This window comes from Tannerella serpentiformis (assembly GCF_003033925.1).
Lineage (GTDB): Bacteria > Bacteroidota > Bacteroidia > Bacteroidales > Tannerellaceae > Tannerella > Tannerella serpentiformis.
Genome location: NZ_CP028365.1, coordinates 808,127 through 826,421, shown reverse-complemented (window position 1 = coordinate 826,421; position 18,295 = coordinate 808,127). Strand labels below are relative to the sequence as shown.

Here is an 18,295-nt window from a genome sequence, read left to right as displayed (position 1 = left end):
CGTTGTAAAATCTGCGACGGCCCGTCGCTGTATGTTTTGAGCTGTTGCAAATCTGCGACGGCCCGTCGCTGTGTGTTTTGAAGCCTGTTTTGAATGGGGAGCACCGCTTGTTCGACTAATGGTGGCTCACGGTTCAGCCCTCCTCATGGAAGCTGACGAGGCCGTCGGTGAGGTGGAAGCGGGCGTCGTTGTCGAAGAGATAGCGCAGGGCGTGGTGGTTCTTTTCGGAGCTGAGGGGGAGGCGGCTGACGATGGCGTGGATGGATTGCGGGGCGCGGTCGCGGAGCAGTGTGGCGAGTGTGTCGCGGACGGCATTCAGTTCCCATTGCACGAGGCCTGAGCGGGTATGATGGTTGCAGACGTCGCAGCGGCGACAGTCGGCGGTGTGGAGCTCGCCGAAGTAACGCAGCAGGAGGCGCGATCGGCAGTGTCGATCGTCGGTGATGTACTCGATGACATGTTTGATGCGGTCTTGGCTGCGTTCGAGACGCTCCTCGTAGGCCGAGCGTGGGATGCGCACGTGTCGCGGCTCTTCACGGGAGCGGGTGAAGGTGATGCGAGGCGTGTCGCGGCGGGGGATGTAGCTGATGATGTGCGCGCGGGAGAGCTGGATGAGCGCCTCGCAGACCTCAGCGCGCGTGAGCTGGCCGCGGGTGGCCAGTAGCTCCTCGTCGATGAAAACGTAATCGGCAAAGAGTCCGCTGTAGGAGCGGAGCAGCTCCCGCAGGACGATGTCCGTGTGGGGCGTGTTGTGAGCCAAGTCGTAGAGGTCCTCGCGGGTGACGAGGATGCGCACGCGGGAGGCGTTTTCGGGCTCCTCCTCGTAGAGCAGGTAGCCCGATAGCTCGAGGATTTTGAGGGCGTAGTAGGCGTGAATGAAGGAGAAGCGATAGATGGTGCAGAAGGCCTCGAGCGAGAAGCTGTGGCGGGTGAAGAGGCCGTAGCCGGAGGCGATGCCGAGGTGGCTGCCGAGGGCGTCGTAAACGCGGAGGATGAGGTCGCGGTCGGGATATTCGTTGCTGATTCGTCGGCGCAGACGCTGGGTATCGCGTGGGTCGCAGAGGGCGATGGCGTAGGCCGGCTCCCCGTCGCGTCCGGCACGTCCGGCCTCTTGGAAGTATTCCTCGAGCGAGCTGGGGATGTCGATGTGCACCACCAGCCGCACGTCGGGCTTATCGATGCCCATGCCAAAGGCGTTCGTGGCCACCATGACGCGCAGTTGGTCGTCCATCCAAGCGCGTTGCCGTTCGAACTTTTTGTCGCGACTGAGTCCGGCGTGAAAGAAGGTGGCCGTGATGCCTTCAGCATGCAGCGCAGAGGCGATCTCGGCGGTGCGTTTGCGGCTGCGGACGTAGACGACGGCTGATCCTTGGGTGCGCTGGAGGATGCGAATGAGCTGGCTCAGCTTGTCGTCGCAACGGCGGACGAGGTAGGTGAGGTTGGGTCGGGCGAAGCTCTTGCGGAGGACGTTGGGGGCGCGGAAATGGAGCTTCTCCTGAATGTCGTCGACGGTGCGAGGGGTGGCCGTGGCGGTGAGGGCCAGCACGGGAACGTCGGTCGGGAGCGCCTCGCGGATGTCGGCAATGCGGAGGTAGGAGGGTCGGAAATCGTAACCCCACTGCGAGATGCAGTGACACTCGTCGACGGCCAGCAGGCAGACGCGCATGGCGCGGAGCTTCGTCAGGAAGCGCTCCGTGGTGAGGCGTTCGGGAGAGAGGTAGAGGAACTTGTAGTCGCCGAAGATGCAGTTGTCGAGCTGCGTGTCGATCTCGGTCGTGGTCATGCCCATGTAGACGGTCGTGGCCTTGATGCCACGTCGGCGCAGGTTGTCCACCTGGTCTTTCATCAGGGCGATGAGCGGTGTGACGACGAGGCAGAGCCCGTCCATAGCCAGCGTAGGGACTTGGAAAGTGAGCGACTTGCCGCCTCCGGTAGGCATGAGCGCGAGCGTGTCACGTCCGGCCCCGACGGAGCGGATGATGTCTTCTTGCAACGGTCGGAAGGCATCGTAGCCCCAGTACTTCTTGAGGATTTCGTGATAGCGATCCACCCGGTTTAATCGTTAGTCGTCAGTGAATGATCGTCGAGTACCCGGCCCAACTTGGGGCCGGGTACTTGGTCTGAGCCTTACCCCTCAGCGATCGATGAGGGACGGATGTCCTTGACCATGAGTTGCAGCGTGGTGTTATCGTTGTAGGTGTTCTCTTCGAGGGTGTAGCAGAGGTCGAAGGCGTTTTGCTGCTTGACGTAGTAGCTGTGCTCGCTCATGCCGAAGGCAATGCCGTGCACGGGGCCGCCACCGTGACGGTCGGTAAGCTCGAGCTTGAGGTGCTCCAGCTCACGACCGACACGCCGACTGGTGCCGTGGTCACGCACATGCATGGTGGCGAAGACGGGCCGCTCGTTCTCTGGGCCGAGTGGCTCCATGCGCTTGAGGTCGGCCATGAGCTTGGTGTTGATGTCGCGGAGGGAGATGACGGTGTCGATGTCTATCTGTGGCGTCATCTGCTCCGGGCCGATGTCGCGTGCGGCTTGCTCCATGAAGCGGTCGATGAAGGCTTGGAGGTTCTCCTCACGCAGGGAGAGACCAGCAGCGTACATGTGTCCACCGAAGTTTTCGAGGATGTCACGGCAGGACTCGATGGCGCGGTAGATGTCGAAGCCAGGGATGGAGCGCGCCGATCCGGTGATGAGCTCGGATGAGCGGGTGAGGACGACCGTCGGCCGACAGTATTTCTCTGTCAGCCGTGAGGCCACGATGCCGATCACGCCCTTATGCCACGTGGGGTCGTAGACGACGATGCCCTTCTGCGCCTCCATGTCGTGAATCTGCTCGATGATGGCGTTCGCCTCGTCGGTGATCTTCTTGTCCAGCTCGCGCCGATCCTCGTTGTAGCGGTCGATGTTTTCGCTGAGCTCCTCGGCTGCCTCCATGTCGCGCGAGAGGAGCAGGTCGACGGCTTCCTTGCCGTTCATCATGCGTCCGGAGGCGTTGATGCGCGGGCCGATCTTGAAGACGATGTCGCTGACGAGGATGTCCTTGCCGGAGAGTCCGCAGACGTTGATGATGCCCTTGAGGCCGAAGCTGGGGTTGTTGTTCAGCTGGCGTAAGCCGTGGAAGGCCAGGATGCGGTTCTCGCCCGTGATGGGGACGATGTCCGAGGCGATGCTGACGGCCACGAGCTCGAGCAGCCCCTCGAGTGTACTGAAGGGGATGTCGTTGCTCTGCGCAAAGGCTTGCATGAACTTGAAGCCCACGCCGCAGCCGCTGAGATGGGCGTAGGGATACTGGGAGTCGGCGCGTTTGGCATCGAGCACGGCCACGGCCTCCGGCAGCTCGTCGTCGGGCATGTGGTGGTCGCAGATGATGAAGTCCACGCCGCGCTCATTGGCGTAGGCCACCTTGTCGATGGCTTTGATGCCGCAGTCGAGCGAGATGACGAGTGTGATGCCACGGCTGACGGCGTAGTCGATGCTCTTGAACGAGATGCCGTAGCCCTCATCGTAGCGGTCGGGGATGTAGTATTCGATCGACGAGGAGTAGGCGCGGAGGAATTTGTAGACCAGCGCCACGGCCGTTGTGCCATCCACGTCGTAATCGCCATAAATCATGATCCGCTCCTTGTTACCCAAAGCCTTGTTGAGGCGCTTGACGGCCTTGAGCATGTCGGGCATCAGGAAGGGGTCGTGCAGGTCGCGGAGGTCGGGGTTGAAGTAGTGGAGGGCCTGGTCAGCGGTGGTGATACCTCGCTGCACGAGCAGCAGGCTGATGATTGGGTTAAGCCCCAGCGTGGCGGCCAATGCGTCTCGGAGGTGTATCTCCTCTTTCGTTTGGGGTCGGATGTTCCATCTGTGTGTCATTATCTATTGTGGTTTTGTTTCTGTCGTACCTATAAAATGAAAACCGAAACCCCGTCTTCTCTTCGGTAGGCATCGGTTTTCTCTTTGGGGGAGGCGCTCCGCTTCAATGTTTCTTCTGGGGGAATCGGCCCCGTGGGGGATCCGCCGTGTGTGGGAACGCTTCCTTTTTGACGGGGGTAAAGGTAGGGAGATTCTGCGAGGCGCCTGTTTGGAGGCCGGTTCTGCGCAGGGGCGGCTTGTACCGCGCACACTTCCCCGGCCTCGGCAGAGGCCTGCGCGGAGCGTTCGGGGGGATCAGCGCCATTCGTAGGAGGGTGTAATTTTGTCAGGCTCACAATGACTATACAACACGTTATAGATATGGAAACAACGACACATGATGGTATCACTATTAAGATGATGCTTCCGGAGGCGTCTGACCTCCATTTATTGAGGGAGCTTGCAGCTCGCATGGGATGGGTTATTGAACGTGAGAAGCGTACCGGCTTAGACGAGGCTATTGATGACATCAAGGCCGGCCGTGTGCATAAGGCCAAGGATGTTGATGACCTGATGGAACAACTGATGAGATGAGAAGCTCCTCATGTACGAAATAGCATACTCGACGCGGTTCAAGAGGTCGTTCAAGAAATGCCTTAAGCGGGGATTGAATCCTAACATTTTCAGAAAGGCTGTGGAGATCCTCGCTGAGACAGGAAGGCTGCCAAGCCAGTATCGCCCTCACAAATTGTCGGGCAAATACAAATGGGTGCTGGGAGTGCCACCTTCAGCCCGATTGGCTGCTTGTTTGGCAGCAAGATGATCGTCGGTTGATTTTAATTTTTGTCGACACTGGCACGCATACCGATCTCTTTTGAGGAATGCTTTAGTAGCACGTTTTCACCCTTCCGTCTCGAACTCGTCGAGGCGGCGGCGGATGTCGGCCATCTTGCGCTCGCGATCCCAGGAGTAGGTGCGGCTTGTGCGACCGATGTAGGCAAAGAGGTAGAGCGACTTCTCGAGTAGGTCGAGGCGCTCCACCAGCGAGGACTTGATGAGCGCGTTGCGATAGAAGAGTTCGGCCAGCATCTGGGCACGGCCCTCGGTGCGTCGGGGGTCGGACTGGGCGACGAGGTCGTCCAAGATATCCTCCTTCTCGAGGCGGAGGAAGTGGCTCGTGGGCTGCTGGAAGAACTGACGGCTGACGGCGTCGAAGTGTGCCTGCATGCGTTGTTCGGCTGCCTGGTCGTCCTCGTTAGGCCGGCGCATGATCTTGCCGATGGCGTCAATAAACTCCTGCATGATCTTCAGGAGATAGTCTTGTTCGATCATCGTAGGGGGGAAGAATGGGGGGCGAAAGGCTGAGAATGAGAAGTCCTACCGAGTGATTGCTTCCAATCAGGGCCGGCAGGACTTCTTCGTTGTTCACTTCTTAGCTCTCTTATCCGTTCAGCTTGTGGTAATCGGCCAGAAAGGTGGCCAGACCACTGTCGGTGAGCGGGTGGCGGAGCAGGCCCTTGATGGCTGAGAGCGGACAGGTGGCCACGTCGGCGCCGACCTCGAGGCACTGGATGATGTGCTGCGTGGTGCGGATCGAGGCTGCGAGCACCTCGGTCGAGTAGCCGTAGTAGCTGTACATCTTCACGATCTGCGCCACCAGGGCGATGCCATCGCTGGAGATGTCGTCGAGTCGGCCGACGAAGGGCGAGACGTACGTGGCGCCAGCCTTGGCGGCCAGCAGTGCCTGCCCGGGCGAGAAGACGAGGGTGCAGTTGGTGCGGATGCCCTTTGTGGAGAAATGGCGGATGGCCTTGATGCCGTCGGCGATGCAGGGCACTTTGACAACGATGTGCGGGTCGAGGTCGGCCAGCACCTCACCTTCGCGCACCATGCCCTCGAAGTCGGTCGAGATCACTTCGGCGCTCACGTCGCCACCGACAATACGGCAGATCTCCACGTAATGGTTGCGGATGTTTTCCTCACCGCGGATGCCTTCCTTGGCCATCAGTGAGGGGTTGGTGGTGACGCCGTCGAGGACGCCCAGGTCGTTGGCCTCCCGGATCTGATCCAGGTTGGCCGTATCTAAAAAGAACTTCATTGTATGGGTAGTAATAAGTAGTTAGGGGTAAGTATATAGTAGTCTGGCCGTGTCACTTGGCGTAGCTCACGGCGCGGGTTTCGCGGATGACGGTGATCTTGACTTGTCCCGGGTAGGTCATCTCGTCCTGAATCTTCTTGGCGATTTCGTTAGAGAGGTTCTCCGTGTCCTTGTCGTCGATCTTGTCGGCGCCGACAATGACGCGCAGCTCACGGCCGGCTTGTATGGCGTACGTCTTGACAACACCGGGATATGACATGGCCAGCTGCTCGAGGTCGTTGAGACGCTTGATGTAGGCCTCCACCACCTCGCGGCGGGCACCGGGGCGGGCGCCGGAGATGGCGTCGCACACTTGCACGATGGGTGCCAGCAGGGTCTGCATTTCGACCTCATCGTGGTGCGCGCCGATGGCGTTGCAGATGTCGGGCTTCTCTTTGTACTTCTCGCAGATCTTCATTCCGAGGATGGCGTGCGGCAATTCGGGCTCGTCGTCGGGCACCTTGCCGATGTCGTGCAACAGTCCGGCTCGGCGTGCCTTCTTCGGGTTCAGGCCCAGCTCTGCGGCCATGACGGCGCAGAGGTTGGCTGTCTCGCGGGCATGCTGGAGGAGGTTCTGGCCGTACGACGAACGGTATTTCATCTTCCCGATTAGTCGCACCAGCTCCGGATGTAGGCCGTGGATACCGAGGTCGATCGTGGTGCGTTTGCCGGTTTCGATGATCTCCTCCTCGACCTGTTTGCGCACCTTGTTGACCACCTCTTCGATGCGTGCCGGGTGGATGCGTCCGTCGAGGACGAGCTGATGGAGTGCCAACCGGGCCACCTCACGCCGCACGGGGTCGAAGCCCGAAAGGACGATGGCCTCGGGCGTGTCGTCGACAATGATTTCGATGCCCGTAGCGGCCTCCAGTGCACGGATGTTGCGCCCTTCGCGGCCGATGATGCGGCCCTTGATCTCGTCCGAATCGATGTGAAAGACGGTGACGGAGTTCTCGATGGCGGTCTCGGTGGCCACGCGCTGGATGGTCTTGATGACCACCTTTTTGGCCTCCATGTTGGCCGTCATTTTGGCCTCCTCCATGATCTCGTTGATGTACGATGCGGCGTCGGTTTTGGCTTCGTCCTTGAGCGACTCGATGAGGCGCTCTTTGGCTTCGCCAGCGGAGAGTCCGGAGATGGTCTCCAGGTGTACGACCTCTTGCTGGTGCATCTTTTCCAGATCCAGCTTACGCTTCTCGATCAGCTGAGCCTGATTGTTCAGGTTCTCCTTCAGGATGTCGGCCTCGGTGAGCTTACGTTGCAGCTCCTCTTGGCGTTGGCTGAGGCTCAGCTCGTGTTGCTTGAGCTTGGTCTCGACGGACTGGATTTTGGAGTTTCGTGCGGCCACCTGCTTCTCCAGTTCGGCCTTGAGCTGGATGAACTTCTCCTTCACCTCCAGCATCTTGTTCTTCTTCATCACGTCCGTTTCGCGTTCCATTTCGCGTTGCATTTCCTCCCTGCGCTTGGCTTGGGTGGCTTTGTTCATTGCGGCCACCACCAGCGCGGCGATCACTCCGCCGGCCACGAAGGCTACAATCATCCATATCCAACTCATTTCTTCTGTTCTGTTTGATGTGTTATAAAAAAGCACTCATCCTCTTTCTGTTCCGGAGGGGGGGCGAGGGGGCCCGTACCTCCCCCGGCTTACAAAAAGAGCTTGCGTGCGTCTACATTCCCTTGTTTTCCCTTCTGTTTCCTGATCCGTTCGGGGCGGGCGTCAGTGATTCTCCTTCAGGTAGCGCTCCAGGTCGGCTGTGAGCCGTTGGATGCGTTCGATGAGGGGTTTCGTGTCGTTACGCTCCTCCAGGGGGATCATGTCCGTGGCCAACTGTATGGCCACCATGGCCAGAAGGTCCTTGTCGTCTACGGCTTTGGAGAATATGTTTTTGCGCTCCAGATACATCTGCTGCACACGTCGGGCGGCCAGACGTGCGCGTCGCTCCGTCTGCACGTCGCCCCGTCGGAGGGTGACCGGATACTTCTTTCCGGCTATTTCCAAATGGATAATGAACTCGTTTGCTTTCACACTCTTGTCCTTTTGCGCTATCCGTTCAGCAGGGCCAAACACTTATCGACCTCCCGCACCATATCCGAGAGGCGTTTCCGGGCCACCTTTCGTTCGTTCTCGTCGGCTGAGGTGATGTAGCCCGCCGCCAGCAGGTCGGTGTATTTGGCTTCGAGGGTGCGATAATCGGCCTCCATCCGTTGGATGGTTTGGGTCAGGCTTTCGATTGTTTGTTTTCGTTCGTCGCAGAGGGACATCAAGTCTTGCAGTCTGACCTCCAGCACGGCCCATATTTTCTGATCTTTTTCGTTCATCTTCTGCCAAATCGCTGGGCAAAAGTAGAAAGAAGTATAAAAAAGTTCGGGAGACCATTGGCTCGCAGTCGCCAAAGGAGGGAGGATCACCCACTCCGCCTACCCGCAGCCCGTCGTCCGATTCCCCCATGAAGCGCATCCCCCAGCCCGCTAACCACGTTCGGAACCTATCTCAACCACGTTCCGAGGTACCCAAGACCACGTTCCGGACGTATCACAACCACGTTCTGAACGTATCAAGACCACGTTCGGAACGTATCGAGACCACGTTCGGAACGTATCGCAACCACGTTCGGAACGTATCGTAACCACGTTCCGGACGTATCACAACCACGTTCCGGACGTATCACAACCACGTTCGGAACGTATTAGAACCACCTCCCTAACGTATTCCAACCACCTCGGAACGTATTAGAACTACCTCCCTAACGTATTTCGACCACCTCGGAACGTATTAGAACCACCTCCCTAACGTATTCCAACCACCTCGGAACGTATTAGAACCACCTCCCTAACGTATTCCGACCACCTCGGAACGTATTAGAACCACCTCCCCAACGTATTCCGACCACCTCGGAACGTATTCCAATACGTTCGGAACGTGTCGAGGCAACCGGACCCTTTCACCCAAAAACAGAAGAGCCACCCGATCACTTGATTTGATCGAGCGGCTCTTTCTTTTCGTCTCTTCCATTGGGATGGTGGGGGGGGCTTATTGCAGCAGCCAGAAGTAGATCTCGGAGTCTTTTTCGCCGGATTCTATTTTCCCTTCTTTGGCCAACCATCCGATGGCGGCAAACAGTTCTTTGTCTGTTCTCAGCTTTGTTTCCTTCTTGAGCTCTTTTACACTCATGCGTCCAGCCTTGCTCAAAGCTCTCCATACAAGGCCTGCGTTTGTTCCGATCAGCTTAATCATATTCCCTTGAAAATGTATGTTTAACGTGGGCGCAAAGATAGGAGTGCTTTTGAAATCGAGGCACTATCAAACGTCCTTCTGGTACCACGCGGCGCGGCGGAAATAGACGATGCTGCCGATTGTGATGGCGACGTAGTAGACGATGTCTGAAACGAAACTCAGGTGTACCGGCAGGCGGAAGCGGACGACGGCGACGTAGATATATAAGGTATAGACCGCCAGGGCAAGCATTTCCAAGAGGAAGGCGTGCCGCGTGTTGCCCGTGCCGGAGATGGCGCTGAAGGCGATGCTCGAGGCCGCGGAGCTGAGCGAGGCCAGGGCGATGACGACGACCGAGGGGATGGAGGCGGTGATCAGCTCGGCCTCATTCGTGTAAACGGATAGAAAGAGGCGAGGCAGGAGCACAAGCAGGGCGGCAAAGAGGGCCGTGATGCCCACGGAGATGAGCGTCAGGTGGCGAATGAGGGGGATGACCTCCTGCGTGCGACCGGCACCCAGCAGGTTGCTGACCATCGTGTTGGCGGCCGTGGAGAGGGCGCTGACGGGGATGAAGAGGGCGATGTAGAGGCTGCGGGCGATGTTGGCCACGGCCAGATCACGTTGCCCGAGGCGCTCGACGGCCAGAAAGAAGATGAAGTAGGTGCTCATCGAGATGAAGTATTGCAGCATGGTGAAGCCGGAGATGCTGAGCACCTGGCGGATGAGCCGGAAGTCAAACCGTCGGAGGCGGTCCAGGCCGTAGCGCCGACGGTCGACCGTGAGGCGGGTGTAGACCGCCAGGAAGAGCACCGAGGCGGCTTCGGCCACCACGGAGGCGATGGCGGCACCGGCGATCCCAAGTCGGGGCAGGCCGGCATGGCCGAAGATGAGCAGGTAGTCCAGCACCACGTTGACGACGGACATGACGACCGAGGCCAGCGTCAGGACCCTCGTCCGGGTGATGCCCACAAAGAGGGCGCGAAACATGACGCTGGTAAAGGCGAAGAAGAAGCCGTAGATGCGCCAATCGAGATACTCCATCGTGGCCCTGCGCAGTTCGTCGGACGAGACCATGACGCCCATCATTCGCTCGCCCCAGAGCCTCGAGGCGACGAAACACACCGCCGCCAGCACGAGCAGGAAGAGGGTGCCCTGAAGGACGACGGGCCCGACGGCCTCGTAGCGCCGCTCCCCGTTGCGTCGGCCGATGATGATCTGCGATCCGGCGCTGAAGCCGAAGGCCACGGTGAAGATGCAGATGTAGTACAGTCCGCCCATGGCCGAGGCACCGAGCGCCACCTCGCCGACGCGCCCCAGGAAGGCCGTGTCGGTGATGTTGATGACGTTTTGCGCCAGAAGGCTGAGGAAGATGGGCAGGGAGATGTCCCAGATCTGTCGGTTGGTGTACATGCGTTTCGTGCGGAGTGGGGTGGGGGGAACATGAAACAGGCCTGCCGTCTATTGCGCCGACAGACCTGTGTCTTGTACTCTGATGTGGGGGGATGTGTGTCTTACTTCACGAGGCGGTTGGTAGCCGTGTCGGGGAAGATGACAGTGGGCTTGAATCGCTTCGCCTCTTCAAAGTCCATCGAGGCGTAAGAGAGGATGAGGATGATGTCGCCACGCTGTACCCGTCGGGCCGCCGCGCCGTTGAGGCAGATCGTGCCCGAGTTCGCTTCGCCAGCGATGACGTACGTCTCGAAGCGTTCGCCGTTGTTGTTGTCCAAGATCTGGACCTTCTCATACTCGATCAATCCCGCGGCCTCCATCAGGGTGCGGTCGATCGTAATGCTGCCGATATAATTCAGGTCGGCGTCCGTCACCGTCACGCGGTGAATCTTCGATTTTAATACTTCAATAAACATAGGGGTTGGTGTAGGGGCGTATGCCCAGTAGTTAGAAGCTGGAAATTACTTGTAGCTGATGTTGTCGATCAGTCGCACCTCGCCGCAGTAGACAGCGATGCAGCCGCGAGGCTCGGGCGAGTCGGCCCAAGCGTGGATAGGCTGTAGGGTGGTGCTGTCGACGATCTCGTAATACTCCACGCGGAGTCCTCCGACAGCGTTCAGTCGCTCCGTGACCCACGCCTTGACCTCGTCCGGCGTCTTGGTGTCCACGAGAGCGCGACTCTCCGTGAGTGTGCGATAGATCGCGGGCGCCACCTGTCGGCCTTCGGGCGTAAGGCGTGCATTCCGACTGCTCAGCGCCAGCCCGTCGGCCTCGCGCACGATGGGGCAGGGCACAATCTCGACCCGTAGCCCCAGCTCGCGCACCATCGCACGGATGATGGCAATCTGCTGAAAGTCCTTCTCTCCGAAGTACGCCCTGTCTGGCTCCACAGCCTCGAAGAGCTTGCTGACGATCTGCGCCACGCCATTGAAGTGGCCCGGACGGAAGGCGCCCTCCATGACGGTGGCCACGGTCCCGAGGTTGAACACACGCGTATCCGTCTCGGGGTACATCTCATCGACCGACGGCATGAAGACATACCGACAGCCCGCCTCGGCCAGCATAGCGGTGTCACGCTCCGGCGTGCGCGGGTAAGTCTCCAAGTCGTGCGGATCGTTAAACTGCGTCGGGTTGACAAAGACACTGGCCACGCACACGTCGTTCTCGCTCACACAGCGACGGACAAGGCTCAGATGCCCCGCATGCAGTGCGCCCATCGTGGGCACCAGCCCGATGCGTCGGCCGGCCTTTCGCTCCTCGTCCAAGAGTTGGCGTAGCTCCCGGACAGTGGTTATTGTATTCATTCTTATGCGGATTATATGGATAAAACGGTTCGTCTGAAACGGCCGCAAAGCAACAAAATCTACCACACATACACTCCCGGCTGGCGTAGCGGCCCCGGGCCACAGAGGCAGTCGGCTGACTGCCTGTTTTTTACTACCTTTGTGCTCAGTTTCACGTTATCGAAGAAAAATATGGACGCAAAAAGAATTTTGTTTATCACGCAGGAAGTAACGCCATACATTCCCGACACACTGATCGGCGACATCAGCCGAAACCTACCGCAGGGAGTGCAGGAGCGAGGCTATGAGATCCGAACTTTTATGCCCAAATACGGATGCATCAACGAACGTCGGAACCAGCTCCACGAAGTGATCCGACTCTCGGGCATGAATCTCATCATCGACGACACCGATCACCCACTTATCATCAAAGTAGCCTCCATACAAATGGCCCGTATGCAGGTCTACTTCATAGATAACGAAGACTTCTTCCACCGAAAAGCCACACTCACCGACGAATCGGGCAACGGATTCCCCGACAATGACGAACGCACCATCTTCTTCGTTCGTGGCGTCTATGAAACCGTCCGCAAGCTCCGCTGGATGCCCGACATCATCCACTGCCACGGTTGGTTCTCCGCCCTGGCTCCCCTCTATCTCAAGCGCAAATACTTCGACGACCCCTGTTTCGCACGGTCGAAAGTCGTTTACTCCCTCTACGACCAGTCCTTCCAGCCTGCACTCGACAGCCGCATCGCGCGGAGACTCAAGCAGGACGGCGCCACCGAGCGCGACCTCAAGCTCTTCGAAGACCACGACTATATGGGGCTTTCTAAGCTCGCCATCAAGCATGCCGACGGTATCATCCAAGGTAGCCCCACCATCAACGGTGAACTTGAGGAGTTCATCACCCAGAGCAAAAAGAAACTCCTCCCCTTCCAAGGCCCCGAGCAATACATCGAAGCCTACGACGAGTTTTACCAGACAATCCTGAAAAAGAAATGAGAAGCAACCTCCGGATCTTGGCCGCCCTGCTCTTTGTGGGGTGGCTTTCCTTTTGCCCTGCCTGTAGCGACGACCTGACCCAGGTGGGCTCCTCCACGCTGCCCGACGGCGACCGTAACACGGTCTACAGCGACACCTTCCAAATGACGGCTGCCACCGTCCGCGTCGATTCGCTCTATCTGCGGTCCAGCGACGGCATGCTCGGCAACCTGGACGACCCCGCCTTCGGGCAGATCAAGTACGACTACCTCTGCCAATTCTATTGCGTGCAGGGCTTCCGATTCCCTCACACACCGCACAACGGCCGCATCGACTCCGTCGTCCTCCGCCTCCGCTTCTACAACTGGACGGGCGACGCCCGCGTCTCCATGCGTGCCCGTGTCTATGCCCTCAACCGTCAGCCTGTGCGGTCGCCCTACGGACGCCTCAACCCGGAGGATTACGCCGACATGCAGACCGTCCTCGGTACACGCGTCTATCGCCTCACCGACTTCCCGAGTCTCCGTAACGACTCCACGATCCGCGATCTCTACAACGCCTCTACGCGCAGCTATCAACCGGTCTCAATTCACGGACGCGATCTGCGGATCACCTTGCCTAAGTCGCTCGGGCAGTCCTTCTACGACGAGACCGTGGCCCGGCCCGCCAGCTTCGCCACGCAAGACGCCTTCAACCGTTTCTTCCCCGGTCTTTACATCACCACCGACTATGGTACCGGGTCTATGATCGAGGTGGGAGAAACGCGCTTGCTCATCTATTATAGTCGACCCAAGAGCGCCAAGAATGACACCTTGGTGCGCGACTCCGTCACCTTCCGCTTCACCCGCGAAGTGATCCAGTACAACCATATCCGCACCTCGGACGACAACAGCCTCCTCCGTCCCTCGGCCGATAGCTTTGCCTACGTCAAGACCCCGTCGGGCATCTGTCCGCGCATCGTTATTCCCGCCGCTGAGATCGCACGTAAGACCCAAGGTCGTGTGCTCAACGCCGCCAGCCTCTCGCTGCGCTTCATGCCGCAGGACGCATGGAATGACGCCCTCGTGCCGCCGCCCTTCCTGCTGCTCTTGCCTGAGGATTCGGCACGCGCCTTCTTCGATAACCGTACGATCGACAACGGCCTCCTCTACCTGCGTTCCACCAACGAGAGCAATAGTCCCGACATCGGCTTTGACGCCATCACGCGCAACTATCGATTCGCCAACATCGCCCCGATTATCGAGGCGCACATCCGCCGTAACCCCGGTACGGATCTCCGCCTGCTGGCCATCCCCATCGATCGCCGATACTCCGTGACAACCGACCGCAACAACCAACCGACGCGACACACCACGGCCATCATCCCCTATCTCTACCCCGGTGGCGTCCGCCTGCGTGTCGATCCGGCCAGTATGAAGCTCGTCCTCCTCTCCAGCCAACACGGCACGGGGTTGCGCTGATCTGCGCCGCCTCGGGGGTGGTCGATCCCCCTTCAGAAGCCTCATCGGAACAACCCCGCACCGATGAGGCTCTTTTCATTCTTCCCAGCCTCGGCAGAGGCTTTGCCGGATACCTCAAAAGCCCGTACCCGACCAGCTTGGCCGGTGTCCCTGACGGCCTCTTCCGAGGCTGGGAAGTTTGCCGGATACCTAAAAAGCCCGTACCCGGCCAGCTTGGCCGGTGTCCCTGACGGCCTCTTCCGAGGCTGGGAAGTTAGCCCGGGTACCTCAAAAGCCCGTACCCGGCAAACTTGGCCGGCGTCCCTGACGGCCTCTTCCGAGGCTGGGAAGTTAGCCCGGGTACCTCAAAAGCCCGTACCCGGCAAACTTGGCCGGCGTCCCTGACGGCCTCTTCCGAGGCTGGGAAGTTGGCCGGGTACCTCAAAAGCCCGTACCCGGCAAACTTGGCCGGCGTCCCTGACGCCCCGAGGCCTCGGAAATCTTGAAACAACCTGTTTGAGCCTTTCCGACGCGTCGGAAACCTTGAAACAACTTGTTTGGGCCTTTCCGAGGTCTCGGAAACCTTGAAACAACTTGTTTGAGCCTTTCCGAGGCCTCGGAAACCTTGAAACAACTTGTTTGAGCCTTTCCGAGGCGTCGGAAACCTTGAAACAACTTGTTTGAGCTTTTCCGAGGCCTCGGGGCGTCCGTAGACGCCTCCGGCCAAACTTCTCCGGGGCCCGCAGGCCCTCTCGGCAAAGACTTCATCTCATTAACCACTATTTATATGAAAGAGAAAAGCAAACTCCGGCCGGAGTTCCGGCCCAAACTCCTCGCCGCGCTCCGGACCTACTCGAAGGAGCGCTTCGCCGGCGACCTCATGGCCGGCATCATCGTCGGCATCGTGGCCCTACCGCTGGCCATCGCCTTCGGTATCGCCTCCGGAGTCAGCCCGGAGAAGGGGCTCATCACGGCCATCATCGGCGGCTTCATCGTCTCCATGCTTGGCGGCAGCTCGGTGCAGATCGGCGGGCCCACGGGCGCCTTCATCGTCATCGTCTACGGCATCATCCAAAACTTCGGCATCGAAGGCCTCACCATCGCCACGCTGCTGGCCGGCGTCCTACTGCTGCTCATGGGCCTGATGCGCCTCGGGACGGTCATCAAGTTCATCCCTTACCCCATCATCGTCGGCTTCACAAGCGGCATCGCCCTGACCATTTTCACCACGCAGATCAAGGACCTGCTCGGGCTGACGATCGATCACATGCCGGGCGACTTCCTCTCCAAATGGGTGGTGTACGCCGAAAGCATCACGACCATCTCGTGGCCGGCTGTCGTGGTGGGCCTCGTGAGCATCGCCCTGATCGTGCTTACGCCGCGCGTCTCGAAGCGTGTGCCGGGCTCGCTGGCGGCCATCGTGGTGATGACCATCGTGGCTTACATCCTGCGCGAACACTTCGGCCTGACGGGCCTCGAGACCATCGGCGACCGCTTCCAAATCAACGCCTCCCTACCCACGCCGACGCGCATCGCCATCAATCCGGAGACGATCAATCTGCTCCTGCCCTCGGCCTTCACCATCGCCATGCTCGGCGCCATTGAGTCGCTCCTCTCGGCCACCGTGGCCGACGGTGTGACGGGCGACAGGCACGACTCGAACACGGAGCTGATGGCCCAGGGCGCGGCCAACATCATCGTGCCCCTCTTCGGCGGCATCCCCGTCACCGGCGCCATCGCCCGCACGATGACGAACATCAACAACGGCGGTCGCACGCCTGTGGCCGGGCTCGTCCATGCCATCGTGCTACTGCTCATCCTGCTCTTCCTCGGCCCCCTGACGCGCCACATACCGATGGCCTGCCTGGCCGGTGTGCTCGTCGTCGTGGCCTACAACATGAGCGAGTGGCGCACCTTCCGCTCGTTGTTGAAGAACCCTCGGAGCGACGTTGCCGTGCTGCTCTCCACCTTCTTCCTGACCGTCATTTTCGACCTCACCATCGCCATCGAGATCGGCCTACTGCTGGCCATGGTGCTCTTCATGCGCCGCATCTCCGAGACCACGCGCGTCTCCGTCACCACGGACCACATCGACCTCTCTGACGAGGGCGAGATCCACCACGACGACGAGCACCTCGACGTGCCTCGTGGCGTAGAGGTCTACGAGATCGACGGCCCCTTCTTCTTCGGTATCGCCAACAAGTTCGACGAGTGCATGAAGCAAGTCGCCGGCGGCAAGCCCGCCATTCGCATCATCCGTATGCGTAAGGTGCCCTTCATGGACTCCACCGGCCTGCACAACCTGGAGAGCCTCTGCCGACTCTCCCGCCGCGAAGGCATCACCGTCGTCCTCTCCGGCGTCAACGACAACGTCCGTGCCATGCTCCTCCGCAGCGGCATGGACACCCAGCTCGGAGCCGACAACATCTGCAGCAACATCCAAGAAGCCCTCACCCGATCCAGGACGCTGCTGGAGGGATGAACTCGTTCTACTTTTGTTGCACAAAACGACAGACGAGATGAAATCAAGTGAGCTACAGAGGTTGATCGTCAAGAATGGATGGAAGCTCCTGCGTGTGAGACATGACACAGATAGAAATCATCTTAGAGCGAAGCAAAGATTTTTGGTGGGCCTATAGCACCAACGTGGAGGGCATCAACGGTGGTGGCGAGACGGAAGAGGAAGCTCGGCGCGAGGTTTTGCAGTGTATCGAACTGCAAAAAGAGTTGGGAAACCTCTCCGCGCACGAGACCTATAAACCGGTCTTCCATTACGCAGCCGTTGAGCTCTGCGCCTATTGACTGAATAGCGTAATGGAGTGACCTAACCCGCCCCCAAAACACCGAAAGCCCCACCGAACAGATCCGATCGGCGGGGCTTTCTTTTTTGTGTACGCACGAGCTATCATGCGACCGCGTGCGTGGGGGTTATTTCACCTCCCAAGTGTCGCCAGAGAGCAACATGTCGCGCAGGGAGTGGGCTTTCTTCTTCGCCTTCACTTCGGCGATCTGCTGGTGCACAGACTCGTCGTAGGTCGGGGCGTCGACGTCGCGAATGATACCGAGGGCCACGGGCAGGTCGCCACTCATCATGGCCAGCATGAGGTGAAGCGTGTTGTCGCGCTCATGGGCGTCGTGCACCAAGATGTCGTCCATCGTGTAGCCGTCTTCGCCGATGGTGACAGCCTTCAGCTTCAGTCCGTCGAGCACGAGACCCTTGTCGCGGTTCTTACCGAAGATCATCTTCTCGCCGTGGCGGAGGAAGATGGAACGTTCGGCACGCACCTCGCGATCCGTGATGCCCGTGTGGGTGCCGTTGTTGAAGATGACGCAGTTCACGAGCACCTCCGTCACGGCAGCGCCACGGTGGCGGGCCGATGCAGCGAAGATGGCCGTCAAGTTGGCTGCGTCCGTATCGATGCCACGGGCGAAGAAATTGCCGCGTGCGCCGAGGGTCAGCTCGGCCGGGACGAAGGGATCTTCCACCGTGCCGTAGGGCGAGCTCTTGGAGACGAAGCCGCGGTCGGACGTCGGGGAGTACTGCCCTTTGGTGAGGCCGTAGATCTTGTTGTTCATCAACACGACGTTCAGATCTACGTTGCGGCGTACGGCGTGGATGAAGTGGTTACCACCGATGGCGAGGCAGTCGCCGTCGCCGGTGACGAGCCATACGCTGATGTCGGGGCGTGCCGTCTTGACGCCGGTAGCGATGGCTGCGCCACGGCCGTGAATGGTGTGGAAGCCGTAAGTGTTCATGTAGTACGGCAGACGCGAGGAGCAGCCGATACCAGAGATGACGGCCATATTATCGGGCGAGGTGCCGACTTCGGCCATCGCTTTATGCAGGCAGCTGAGCACGGCGTGGTCGCCGCATCCGGGACACCAGCGAACGTATTGATCGCTCTTGTAGTCTTTGGGGCTGTAGGTTATATCTGTTGTTGCGTTCATA

At 59.4% G+C, this 18,295-nt stretch carries 17 protein-coding genes and 1 pseudogene; 6 read left to right on the top strand and 12 right to left on the bottom strand.

Features of this window, described 5'->3' with window-relative positions; all coding sequences use genetic code 11:
- Positions 1-133: 133 nt before the first annotated feature.
- Together C7123_RS03445 and recJ are read right to left on the bottom strand one after the other, a co-directional pair.
- On the bottom strand, positions 134-2,050 hold the full coding sequence (locus C7123_RS03445) for a RecQ family ATP-dependent DNA helicase (RefSeq protein WP_069175778.1): 1,917 nt from the start codon (positions 2,048-2,050) through the stop codon (positions 134-136).
- Between the two features lie 77 nt (positions 2,051-2,127).
- Entirely contained in the window at positions 2,128-3,861 is a 1,734-nt protein-coding gene (recJ, locus tag C7123_RS03440; protein WP_037985041.1) for a single-stranded-DNA-specific exonuclease RecJ, read from the bottom strand.
- A gap of 360 nt (positions 3,862-4,221) precedes the next feature.
- On the opposite strand from recJ, the gene C7123_RS03435 reads away from it, so the two are divergent.
- Positions 4,222-4,434, top strand: coding sequence for a hypothetical protein (locus C7123_RS03435; RefSeq protein WP_037985109.1), 213 nt, complete (start codon positions 4,222-4,224; stop codon positions 4,432-4,434).
- A gap of 10 nt (positions 4,435-4,444) precedes the next feature.
- A pseudogene (locus tag C7123_RS03430) lies at positions 4,445-4,718 on the top strand (type II toxin-antitoxin system RelE/ParE family toxin).
- A gap of 22 nt (positions 4,719-4,740) precedes the next feature.
- On the opposite strand, the gene C7123_RS03425 reads toward C7123_RS03430, so the two are convergent.
- From C7123_RS03425 to panC, 9 genes are all read right to left on the bottom strand, one after another.
- Positions 4,741-5,172: a hypothetical protein gene (locus C7123_RS03425; RefSeq protein ID WP_069175777.1), complete on the bottom strand. Its 432-nt coding sequence runs from the start codon at positions 5,170-5,172 to the stop codon at positions 4,741-4,743.
- A gap of 109 nt (positions 5,173-5,281) precedes the next feature.
- Entirely contained in the window at positions 5,282-5,938 is a 657-nt protein-coding gene (fsa, locus tag C7123_RS03420) for a fructose-6-phosphate aldolase (RefSeq protein ID WP_037998585.1), read from the bottom strand.
- A 52-nt stretch (positions 5,939-5,990) separates the two neighbouring features.
- Positions 5,991-7,532 (bottom strand): ribonuclease Y, encoded by a 1,542-nt coding sequence (gene rny, locus C7123_RS03415; protein WP_037983527.1) that lies wholly within the window; start codon positions 7,530-7,532, stop codon positions 5,991-5,993.
- Positions 7,533-7,694: 162 nt separating this feature from the next.
- A complete protein-coding gene (locus tag C7123_RS03410) occupies positions 7,695-8,003 on the bottom strand; it encodes a cell division protein ZapA (RefSeq protein WP_069175776.1) in 309 nt (102 codons plus the stop codon).
- Positions 8,004-8,020: 17 nt separating this feature from the next.
- The gene (locus C7123_RS03405) at positions 8,021-8,296 is read right to left on the bottom strand and encodes a hypothetical protein (protein ID WP_069175775.1); all 276 of its coding nucleotides are present in this window, start codon (positions 8,294-8,296) and stop codon (positions 8,021-8,023) included.
- Between the two features lie 712 nt (positions 8,297-9,008).
- Positions 9,009-9,212 (bottom strand): winged helix-turn-helix domain-containing protein, encoded by a 204-nt coding sequence (locus tag C7123_RS03400; RefSeq protein ID WP_037983538.1) that lies wholly within the window; start codon positions 9,210-9,212, stop codon positions 9,009-9,011.
- A 66-nt stretch (positions 9,213-9,278) separates the two neighbouring features.
- Positions 9,279-10,601, bottom strand: a complete 1,323-nt coding sequence (locus C7123_RS03395) for an MATE family efflux transporter (RefSeq protein ID WP_069175774.1) — start codon at positions 10,599-10,601, stop codon at positions 9,279-9,281.
- Between the two features lie 101 nt (positions 10,602-10,702).
- Positions 10,703-11,056 (bottom strand): aspartate 1-decarboxylase, encoded by a 354-nt coding sequence (gene panD / locus C7123_RS03390; RefSeq protein WP_037983540.1) that lies wholly within the window; start codon positions 11,054-11,056, stop codon positions 10,703-10,705.
- Between the two features lie 45 nt (positions 11,057-11,101).
- Positions 11,102-11,944: a pantoate--beta-alanine ligase gene (gene panC, locus C7123_RS03385; RefSeq protein WP_069175773.1), complete on the bottom strand. Its 843-nt coding sequence runs from the start codon at positions 11,942-11,944 to the stop codon at positions 11,102-11,104.
- A gap of 171 nt (positions 11,945-12,115) precedes the next feature.
- Between panC and C7123_RS03380 the strand changes: the two genes are divergently transcribed.
- The 4 genes from C7123_RS03380 to C7123_RS03360 all read left to right on the top strand — a co-directional run bounded on the left by C7123_RS03380 (position 12,116) and on the right by C7123_RS03360 (position 17,148).
- Positions 12,116-12,928 (top strand): glycogen/starch synthase, encoded by an 813-nt coding sequence (locus C7123_RS03380; RefSeq protein WP_037983544.1) that lies wholly within the window; start codon positions 12,116-12,118, stop codon positions 12,926-12,928.
- Positions 12,925-14,367, top strand: a complete 1,443-nt coding sequence (locus C7123_RS03375; RefSeq protein WP_069175772.1) for a DUF4270 domain-containing protein — start codon at positions 12,925-12,927, stop codon at positions 14,365-14,367. Before C7123_RS03380 ends, C7123_RS03375 begins: the two co-directional genes overlap by 4 nt.
- Positions 14,368-15,133: 766 nt before the next feature.
- Positions 15,134-16,828 (top strand): SulP family inorganic anion transporter, encoded by a 1,695-nt coding sequence (locus C7123_RS03365; protein ID WP_069175770.1) that lies wholly within the window; start codon positions 15,134-15,136, stop codon positions 16,826-16,828.
- A 101-nt stretch (positions 16,829-16,929) separates the two neighbouring features.
- Positions 16,930-17,148 (top strand): hypothetical protein, encoded by a 219-nt coding sequence (locus C7123_RS03360; RefSeq protein ID WP_069175769.1) that lies wholly within the window; start codon positions 16,930-16,932, stop codon positions 17,146-17,148.
- A 126-nt stretch (positions 17,149-17,274) separates the two neighbouring features.
- On the opposite strand, the gene C7123_RS03355 is transcribed toward C7123_RS03360, so the two are convergent.
- Complete coding sequence (locus C7123_RS03355) at positions 17,275-18,294, bottom strand: 2-oxoacid:ferredoxin oxidoreductase subunit beta (RefSeq protein ID WP_037997948.1); 1,020 nt, start codon at positions 18,292-18,294, stop codon at positions 17,275-17,277.
- Between the last annotated feature and the right edge of the window lies 1 nt (position 18,295).